Annotated in this window: 5 protein-coding genes and 1 pseudogene; 1 reads left to right on the forward strand and 5 read right to left on the reverse strand. The window is 67.4% G+C overall.

Going from position 1 to position 5,949, the window contains the following annotated elements:
• On the forward strand, positions 1–840 hold an 840-nt coding region (locus GM672_RS26830; RefSeq protein ID WP_155473569.1), incomplete at its 5' end, for an Lnb N-terminal periplasmic domain-containing protein.
• 87 nt (positions 841–927) lie between these two features.
• On the opposite strand, the gene GM672_RS26835 is transcribed toward GM672_RS26830, so the two are convergent.
• The 5 genes and pseudogenes from GM672_RS26835 to GM672_RS28555 form a co-directional block, all read right to left on the reverse strand.
• The gene (locus tag GM672_RS26835) at positions 928–2,508 is read right to left on the reverse strand and encodes an isocitrate lyase (RefSeq protein ID WP_155473570.1); all 1,581 of its coding nucleotides are present in this window, start codon (positions 2,506–2,508) and stop codon (positions 928–930) included.
• 299 nt (positions 2,509–2,807) lie between these two features.
• A complete protein-coding gene (locus tag GM672_RS26840) occupies positions 2,808–3,194 on the reverse strand; it encodes a DUF4280 domain-containing protein (protein WP_155473571.1) in 387 nt (128 codons plus the stop codon).
• A gap of 2 nt (positions 3,195–3,196) precedes the next feature.
• Positions 3,197–3,682 (reverse strand): toxin-antitoxin system YwqK family antitoxin, encoded by a 486-nt coding sequence (locus tag GM672_RS26845; protein WP_155473572.1) that lies wholly within the window; start codon positions 3,680–3,682, stop codon positions 3,197–3,199.
• Between the two features lie 18 nt (positions 3,683–3,700).
• The gene (locus GM672_RS26850) at positions 3,701–5,680 is read right to left on the reverse strand and encodes a type VI secretion system Vgr family protein (protein WP_155473573.1); all 1,980 of its coding nucleotides are present in this window, start codon (positions 5,678–5,680) and stop codon (positions 3,701–3,703) included.
• Positions 5,681–5,693: 13 nt separating this feature from the next.
• Positions 5,694–5,949, reverse strand: a pseudogene (locus GM672_RS28555) (type VI secretion system protein TssA); the annotation flags it as partial.

Genomic DNA, 5,949 nt, shown 5'->3' on the forward strand with positions numbered 1-5,949 from the left:
TGCCGCAAGGCCGGCGCCGCCGTCGCCGGCGTCGTCGCCGTGGTGGCGATGGCGGCGTGGTGGCAGTCGCTGGCGCCGTCGCACGGGCGCGACTGGGCCGACGACGTGGCCCGGCTGCTGGACGCCGATGTCCGGGGCGACGTGGTAACCCTGCGCAATGTGCGCAATTTCGACTGGGAAAGCGAAACGCGCTACACGCCCCGGTGGGAAACGCGGCAGTACGACCTGCGCCAGCTGGCCACGGCCGACCTCGTCATGTCGTACTGGATGGGGCCCCATATCGCCCACACCCTCGTGTCGTTCGGCTTCACGGATGGGCGCAGGCTCGTGTTTTCGCTGGAGATCCGCAAGGAGCGGCAGGAGACGTTCTCCGCGCTGGGTGGGTTCTTTCGCAGCTTCGAGGCGGTGCTGATCGCGGCCGACGAGCACGACATCGTCCGCACCCGCAGCAATGCCCGGGGTGAACAGGTCTACCTGTACCGGCTGCGCGCCACGCCGGCGCAGCTGCGCACGGTGTTCCTGGCCTACCTGGCCGAGGCGGCCCGCCTTCAGCGCGCGCCAGCGTTCTACAATACCTTGACGAGCAACTGCACGACGATCCTGTACGACCTGGCCCGGCAGGTGGCGCCGGACCTGCCGCTGGACTACCGCCTGCTCGCTTCCGGCCACTTCGCCGAGTACGCCTACGACCACGGCGCGCTCGCGCCGGGCTATCCGTTCGGGGAACTGCAGCGGCGCGGCCATATCAACGGCCGCGCCCACCAGCCGGGCGCCGATGCCGATTTTTCCCGCGCCATCCGGGCTGGCGTGCCCGGCATCCCGGCACGGGAGTGGCGCTGACGGCAAAAACGGCGCACGCGGCGCCGTTTACTGACCCCGGCATCACCGGGGCGGGATCTGGTTGGCAGGCCAGGGGCCTGCCTCCCATCAGAACTGGTTCATCGTGTTGTGCGCGCCGCCCGCCTTCAGGGCCGCTTCGCCGCTGAAGTAATCCTTGTGGTCGTCGCCGATGTCCGAGCCGGACATGTTCTGGTGCTTGACGCAGGCGATGCCCTGGCGGATTTCCTTGCGCTGCACGCCTGCCACGTAGCCCAGCATGCCCTGCTCGCCGAAGTATTCCTTGGCCAGGTTGTCGGTCGACAGCGCGGCGGTATGGTAGGTCGGCAAGGTGATCAGGTGGTGGAAGATGCCCGCTTCCCGTGCCGAATCGGCCTGGAAGGTACGGATGCGCTCGTCGGCCTGGCGGGCCAGTTCCGTCTCGTCGTACTCGGCGCTCATCAGCTGGGTACGGTCGTAGGCGGACACGTCGGCACCTTCGGCCTTCATCGCGTCGTACACCTGCTGGCGGAAGTTCAGGGTCCAGTTGAACGACGGGCTGTTGTTGTACACCAGCTTGGCGTTCGGGATGACCTTGCGGATTTCCTTGACCATGCCGCCGATCTGGGCGATATGGGGTTTTTCCGTTTCGATCCACAGCAGGTCGGCGCCGTTCTGCAGCGACGTGATGCAGTCCAGCACGCAACGCGCTTCGCCGGTGCCCTGACGGAACTGGAACAGGTTGCTCGGCAGGCGTTTTGGACGCACCAGCTTGCCATCCTGCTTCAGCACGACGTCGCCGTTGCCCATCGTGTCCAGCGTGACTTCTTCCACGTCCAGGAAGCTGTTGTACTGGTCGCCCAGGTCGCCCGGCTCGCGGGTGAACGCGATCTGCTTGGTCAGGCCGGCACCAAGCGAGTCGGTACGTGCCACGATCAGGCCATCGTCGACGCCCAGTTCCAGGAAGGCGTAACGCACGGCGCGGATCTTGGCCAGGAAGTCTTCATGGGGCACGGTGACCTTGCCGTCCTGGTGGCCGCACTGCTTCTCGTCCGACACCTGGTTCTCGATCTGGATGCAGCAGGCACCGGCCTCGATCATCTGCTTGGCCATCAGGTAGGTCGCCTCGGCATTGCCGAAACCGGCGTCGATGTCGGCGATGATGGGCACCACGTGGGTGACGAAGTTGTCGATCTTGTCCTGGATCGCGGCGCGTTCCTCGGCCTTGGCGGCGTCCAGCTGGCGGAACAGGCCGCCCAGCTCACGGGCATCGGCCTGGCGCAGGAAGGTGTACAGCTCGCGGATCAGGTCGGCGACAGCCGTCTTCTCGTGCATCGACTGGTCCGGCAGCGGGCCGAACTCCGAACGCAACGCGGCGATCATCCAGCCCGACAGGTACAGGTAGCGGCGGTCGGTGCTGTTGAAGTGCTTCTTGATCGAGATCAGCTTCTGCTGGCCGATGAAACCGTGCCAGCAACCCAGCGACTGGGTGTACTTGGACGGGTCGGCATCGTAGGCGGCCATGTCACGGCGCATGATGCCGGCCGTGTAGCGGGCGATGTCCAGGCCCGTCTTGAAACGGTTCTGGGCACGCATGCGCGCCGCCGATTCCGGGTTGATGGCATTCCAGGCGCTGCCTTCCTTGTCTTTCAGGCTGGCGATGGAATCGATATCGGTTTGGTACTGGGACATGATGTGGCTCCTGGCATAAGTGAATCGAAATTTTTGGCTTGCATGGCGCGCCGTGTCCGCTTGCAGAACCTGGCGCCCGATGACTCCATGATAGAGCAAGTCGGGCATAACTCCTATGTCTTATATAAGAGTTTAAAGAAATGTTTTAAACGTTGAAAAACAACGGCTTGCAGTCGTCATTTCATGATGCGCAATGCCATTTTGCGGAACGAGATATGTTTCCATGAATCAGCACGAAGTTCATCCCACATCATGAAACGCCATCCGGTGCCGTGAAATGCGCACGCGGCGAGGCAGGATCACTTGGACACGGTGGCCTGCCCCGGCATCAGGATCTGGATCGCGCCGCCCCAGGCGCACATCAGCTTGGAGTCGGCCGTCAACGCGGGCACGCCGCCGATCAGCAGGGCTGGCGCCCCGGGCATCCAGGTGCCGGCGGGAACGGGAATGCACGGCGCCGGCGTGGGCACGCCCAGCGCCGCCGCCGTCAGCGCGATTACCGTGGGGTTGCTCATGCTGGTACACATGGCGAACGGCGGCACGTTGACGATGGGCGCGCAGTCGGCGATCGTGGCCGCCGGCGCGCCTGACGTCATCGTGCCATTGGCCGGCAGCACGGCCAGCGCCGAAGGCGCGACGCCGAAGCTGCATTGCAGGGTGGCGCCGGCGCATACGCACAGGGCCATGGCTACCCGCCCAGCGACCGCCCAAGCGGGTCGAAGCGCTCCGGCGGGCCCACCAGCACGCCGGCGGCGTAGCAGCGCCGCTCCGCCACCGCGCCGTTCGGGTGCAGGCGCTGCCACGTGCCGTCCGGCTTGCCCCGCACGAAGTGGCCGTATTCGAACAGGCGGCCATCCGGATAGAAATCCTGCTGCAGGCCGTGCACCAGTCCGGCGCGGTAATGGGTGCGCCGCGTCAAGGTGCCCTCCGGCGCATAGAACTCGGCCTTGCCATCGAGCTTGCCGTCGACGTAGTGCAGGCGCGCGGACGGGCGCTGCGGCCCGTGCAGCATGACGCACTCGCCCTGCTGCACGCCGCCGGCGAAATGCATCAGTGCGTGCGGCTCGCCGTGCAGGGCGATGCGCAGACCGCCGTCGAGCAGGCCGTCGCACATGGCGCCGTCCATCCGCACCGTGCCGTCCGGCGCGACCAGGGTGAATGCCTGTGCCGCCATCGTCCCTCCCTGTCCTTATCAATTGACCTTGACGAGGCCACCCTTGAGCGCGAGCATGGCGCCGCCGTCGATGTTGTGGCTGGCGCCGGCCTTGCTGTCGATCGACATGCCCGCCTCGTGCTTCATCGACGTGCCGGCCTTGCAGGAAAGCGACGTGCCCGCTTCCAGCGCCATGCCCGTGCCGGCCTTGCCGGCCAGCGAAGCGCCCGCCTCGACCTGGAGCGCGCCGCCCGACTTCAGCGTGATCGAACCGGAAACATCGATCATAAGGTCGCCCGTCACCGTCAGCGTATACGCCCCCGCCACCGTCCGCGTGAAATCGGCCTTGTTCTCATGCTTTTCCGCCCCGTGCACGGTGACGGTGCGGCTGCCCTGCACCGTGCGGGTCTCCTGCCCGGCCACCTCGGTAACGAGTTCGCCTTCGGTGACCGCGATGCGGCGGTTGCCCTTGACTTCCACGCTCTGGTCGTTGCCGACCTTGCGCCGCTCGTCGTGGCCCACCGTGCAGGCGGCGTCGTTCAGCACCTCCGTGTTCATGTCCTTCTGGGCGTGCAGATACAGTTCCTCGGCGTCGGCCTTGTCGTCGAAGCGCAAGGCATTGAAGCCGCCCTGCGCGGAGCTGGTCCGAAAGCCGCTGCGGGTCCACTCGGCCGGCACCGCGAAGGGCGGCGGCTGCTCGCCGTTGTAGACGCAGCCCGTCACCAGGGGCCGGTCCGGATCGCCGTCGAGGAAACTCACCACCACTTCCTGGCCGATGCGGGGAATGAACTGGCCGCCCCAGCCCTTGCCGGCCCAAGGCTGCGCCACGCGCACCCAGCACGAGCTGTTCTCGTCGCTCTTGCCCAGCCGGTCCCAGTGGAACTGCAGCTTGATGCGGCCATGCTGGTCGGTCCACGCCTCTTCGCCGTCCTTGCCCACCACCAGCGCCGTCTGGGTGCCGTGGATGCGCGGCCGGGGCGTCGTGCGCGCCGGCCGGTACCGGCCGTCGGCCGGCAGGGCCGTGAAACGGTTGCGGTAGGCATCGTGGGAAGCCTCGTGCGCCACTTGCTGCAGCACCCAGTCGGCATTGGCGTCCTCGCGCGGGTGGTCGGCCAGCGTGAAGCGGTGGCCTGGGGTCAGCGCGCGGCTGTCGCTGGTGCCGCGAAACATGCGTGCCCCGGCCGTGAGGGCGTCGACGCGCTTCTTGACCAGCGCCGCACCGACGGGCTCCTTGTCGTAGCCGCCCGGGTATTCGCGCCTGAGCGCCGCGCCCTTGCCGGCCTGCGCGCTGGCCACCAGGGGGTGAGGATGAAGGAAGTTGAAGTCCGCGCCCTGAAAGCCCGTGCTGCCGGCGGCCAGTTCCACCTCGCCCGACAGCACGGCCTGCAGTTCCCGTCCCTGCACCTGCCCGGCGCGGAACGGAATCGACGCTTCGCCCGGACAGGCCGGCGCCGGCGCGCAGCCGTCGTCCAGCACCAGCACATGACGCCCCGCCTCGTGCCTGAAGTAATACGCGATGCCTTCTTCCTCCAGCAAGCGGGCGACGAAGGCGCAGTCGCTCTCGCCGTACTGCACGCAATACTCGCGCTTGGCATACGTCTCGCCCAGGTTCATCTCGAAGTCGGCATACGGGCAGCCTTCGAACACTTCCTGCACGATCTCGGGAACGCTGCGGTCCTGGAAGATGCGGTAGTCGGACTGCAGGGTCAGCCACCACAGCCACGGGCGCAACTCCAGCAGGTAGCTGGGCCCCTCGATGCCGCCCGGTCCCTGGCAAATGCGGGCACAGCGGCCGTCTACCTGGCGCACGGCATGGGCCGCGCCCAGGGTAATGGTGACGTGGCCGCCGATGGCGCCGGCCAGGTCCAGGTTCGCATCCGGGCCGCTGCAGGCCAGCTCGAAATGGAACAGGCCGTCGCGCAGCTCGGTGCCGTCCAGGCGGTGCACGAACAGCCGGTCGAGCGGCGCATCGGCCTGCAGCGCCAGGGTTGTCGTGCGGGTGTCGAAGTGGTCGGGCATGAGGGCGTTGGGCTCAGTCGTCCAGCGGCGCGCGCAGCAGCAGCTGGCCGATCTCGTTGTTGTTATAGGTCAGCTCGGCGATCAGGGCTTCGAATGGCAAGGCGCCCCAACGGACGGCCCGGCGCAGCAGCGCCGGCACGGGACTGTGCGGCTCCGTCGCGGCCAGGTAGTCGGCCACCTGCGCCAGGCGACGGTAGGCATCGGCGCGGCCGGAGATGATGTCGCCGGCCGGGACGGCGACGGCCTGGCCCTCCCGCGGCTCGGCCACC

The sequence above is a fragment of the Pseudoduganella buxea genome, from assembly GCF_009720835.1.
Lineage (GTDB): Bacteria > Pseudomonadota > Gammaproteobacteria > Burkholderiales > Burkholderiaceae_D > Rugamonas > Rugamonas buxea.

Excerpts from the sequence above, each read along its gene's own strand:
- GM672_RS26835 (WP_155473570.1), bottom strand. The coding sequence starts at position 2,508 with ATGTCCCAGTACCAAACCGATATCGATTCCATCGCCAGCCTGAAAGAC.
- GM672_RS26840 (WP_155473571.1), bottom strand. The coding sequence starts at position 3,194 with ATGGCCCTGTGCGTATGCGCCGGCGCCACCCTGCAATGCAGCTTCGGC.
- GM672_RS26845 (WP_155473572.1), bottom strand. The coding sequence starts at position 3,682 with ATGGCGGCACAGGCATTCACCCTGGTCGCGCCGGACGGCACGGTGCGG.
- GM672_RS26850 (WP_155473573.1), bottom strand. The coding sequence starts at position 5,680 with ATGCCCGACCACTTCGACACCCGCACGACAACCCTGGCGCTGCAGGCC.